The sequence below is a fragment of the Micromonospora sonneratiae genome, assembly GCF_042679305.1.
GTDB classification, from domain to species: Bacteria; Actinomycetota; Actinomycetes; order Mycobacteriales; family Micromonosporaceae; genus Micromonospora_H; species Micromonospora_H sonneratiae.
Window position 1 is genome coordinate 1 of sequence record NZ_JBHTMP010000143.1, and the last position, 3,217, is coordinate 3,217.

Sequence of the window (3,217 nt, forward strand, 5' to 3'; positions counted from 1 at the left end):
ACCACCGTCGTTACCGGCCGCGATCACGAACAACGTGCCAGTCTGCGCAGTCAACGTGTTGACCGCCTGCTCCAACGGATCGATCTCCGGCGTGTCCATGCCGCCGAGGCTGAGGTTGACCACGGTGGCCCGCTTCTCCACCGCAGCCCACTGCATCCCGGCCAGAATCGCCGAATCCGTACAGAAGGTCGACTCGCAGACCTTGCCGGAGAACAGGGTCGCGTCCGGGGCTACCCCCCGGTACTTCCCGCCCGATGCGGCACCACTACCAGCGATGGTCGAGGCGACATGCGTACCGTGACCGACCTCGTCCCGGGTATCGGGCATATCGGTGAAGTTGCGGGCCTCGGCCACCTTGCCGGCCAGATCGGGATGTTGATCGTCAACACCGCCGTCGAGCACGGCCACGGTGACACCCCGACCGGTGAACCCCGCCTGGTGAGCGGCCGGCGCACCGATCTGCGGCACACTGTGATCGAGCGAGATTCGCCGCTTGCCGTCGAGCCAGATGCGGTCGATCCCACCGGAGGTATCGGAACGTGCAAGTTTCGGGCCAACGGTGACTGCCGTCCAGAACGCGGTCGTCTCACCCTTTTCGACGGTCACCGCCACACCACCGATGGCGGGCAACTGGCGGGTCGCCTCGGCCCCGACAACGCCGAGCACATTGGCGCCTTTGCCAGCAGCACCTGGACGATAGGTCACGATCAACGGCAGACTGTCCCGGGCGGCGTCGTGGTAACCATCCCGGATCAGCCCACGCACATCGAACAACCGACGATCCAACCTCCCGTCCCGGACCAGACGCTGAGCATCCTGCGGTATCACGTACACCGCATCCCGGTCTCGATTGACGAAGAACCGGACATGTTCCCGGCCTTTGGCCGGACGGATGGCCGGCGTGTCGGCCGCGGTCAGAATGACCTGATCCCCGGTGAGCAGGGTGACCGTGCCCGCCCCGGTCCGGGCCGCCCCCGCCTGCGGTCCGAACTGGGTAGCACTGGCCGACGGTCGGATGGTCGGGGCCGATGGCCTCGCCCACCCAGCCGGCCCGGTGCCCAGCACCGTGCCGACCGTGAGCACAACGACCGCCAGTTTCCTTGATAGCTGCATACGCACCTCCAGGATCGAGTCCGAAGAAGCAACGGATCTATCGATAAAGGAGACGCTCCACACCCAGAAAACGGATGCCAGCCATCGAGTGGTTTCGAAAAATAATGGCCCGGACCGCCGGCTCACGCCGATGGTCCGGGCCACCCCAACCAGATCAGATCAACCGGTACGCCCGAACGACGCTCTGCGTCACCGTGTTACCCGCCGAGTCGACCGCCTTTGCCCGCAGCGACACGTAACCGGGCTGACCCGGATGCTGGACGCCGGCCACCCAACCCCTACCGGTCGAGCGGACCTTCGCCTTCTGCCAGGTCGTCCCGTCGTCGTAGGAGACCTCGACCGTCAACGACCACACCCGCGTGGCGGGCGCACCCGGCTGGTGCAGGACCGTCACCGGAATGTCGAACACCCGACCGGCCGGAGCCGCATTGGTGACATCCAACCTCGGCGCGTACCGCACCACCATCGCCGGCAACTTGACGAAGTCATCCCCCGCCACATGCCCCGACCGGAACGTCCACACCGCCTCCACCCGGGTACCCAACTCACTCACACTACGGGTGGCCGACGCCTCCAACCGATAGGACGCCCGCCCCGGCGGCACCACGAACATGCCCCACCCCGGATCACCCGTCTCCCCGACCAGCACACCGTTGCGATACAACGCCGTACAACCGGCATCGACCAGTGATGCTCCGACATGCCCCGCGCTGTCGCCGAAGAGCGGCACGCTCGCCAGCATGTCGTCACCCTGCCGGATGATTCCCGCGAAGGGCCATTGTGCGTCGGAGAAGCCCGGACCGTACGGTGCCCCGTTCCACCGCTCCTGATAGTGCCGGCCAGCCTGATACTGCGTCGGCGTCGACCGGAGGACCGCCTCCGTCACCGGCCAGGATGCCGGGTCGTCCCATCGCTCGAACGACATCTCGGCCTGCCACTGCACGTCGTTGGTGTTGTAGTACTCGACGCGCTGTCGGGGCAGCTCGGTCCGGACGAACACCGCCGCACCACCGATGTTGTACGGATGCACCGGGATCGCGCCCCGGTAGACCAGCCCGTTGGGCGACACCGTGCCCCGCAGATCCTGCCGTACGGTGGCCAGGTCCTGCTTCCGGTAGTGCCGGACGAAGCCGGTCGGCGCCCGCCCGGTCATGACCTCGGAGACCGAGTACAGGTAGGGGCTGTTGGTGAACTCCCCCTCGCTGTCCGGCTTGAGCCACTGGGTGGCGACCGATGCGACGAACTGACCGGCCGGAAGCGCCTTGCCGACGTTCCCGATGGTGAGACCCTCCTGGCCGAGGCTCATCAGCCCGAAGTCGTACGCCAGTCCGGGCATCAGGTACGTGTGCCCCAGGTAGGCCAGGGCTACGACCGCGCTCGGCTCCGGCACGGAAATCTGCACCGGCTTGGCCCTACGCGCGTCGAAGGTGACCGTGGTGTCCCGGCTCAACACCAGCTGGGGCTGGGAGAGCATGGCCAGGTCCACCCGGGAGGCACGTGGGATGTCCAGCCAACTGGTCAGCCCGTAACGGCCCTTGGGCAGACGGATCGTCACCGTGCCCTCCGGGTCGTACAGACGCTCGTACCGGTACGCGTCGAGTCCGACGACGAAGGACAGGTAGCTACTGGCCGCAGCACCGTCAGCGTCGATGTGGGCGATGGTCAGGTTGTAGCTTTCGGGTTCCTTGTTGACCGCCAGCGGGGTGTTGACCACGGTCGACCCGGCGGTGGCCAACAGCCGGCCGGTGTAGTGCCCGTCCGGGCTCTCGACACTGGTGTCCGCCGTGACGGTGACCTGCGCCTGGCCACCCGCCGGCACCGTAACCTGCGTCGCGCTGACCTGGAACATCCCGGCCGGCGCACTGGCCCCGCCCGGACCGGTGACCTGCATGCTCAATTGCAGGGTCACCGGCTCAGCACCCGGGTTGTGGTAGGTCACCGTACGGACCACCGGCACGTCGTCACCGTGCGGCCACATCGTCCGCCCGAAGGAAAGCCCGACCGGACCGGTCGTCACCGTCTGGGTGATCGCCCGAGCCACATCAACCCGACCCGCACCCTGCTCGAACGCCGTCAACCCCGGATTCGGCTTCGCCGACCCGAC

General features: G+C 67.2%; 1 protein-coding gene and 1 pseudogene. Both read right to left on the reverse strand.

Annotated features, from left to right (window positions below):
- The coding region (locus ACFQ4H_RS34645) for a S8 family serine peptidase (RefSeq protein ID WP_377579485.1) at positions 1-1,257 on the reverse strand (1,257 nt) is incomplete at its 3' end.
- A gap of 10 nt (positions 1,258-1,267) precedes the next feature.
- A pseudogene (locus ACFQ4H_RS34650) lies at positions 1,268-3,217 on the reverse strand (S8 family serine peptidase); the annotation flags it as partial.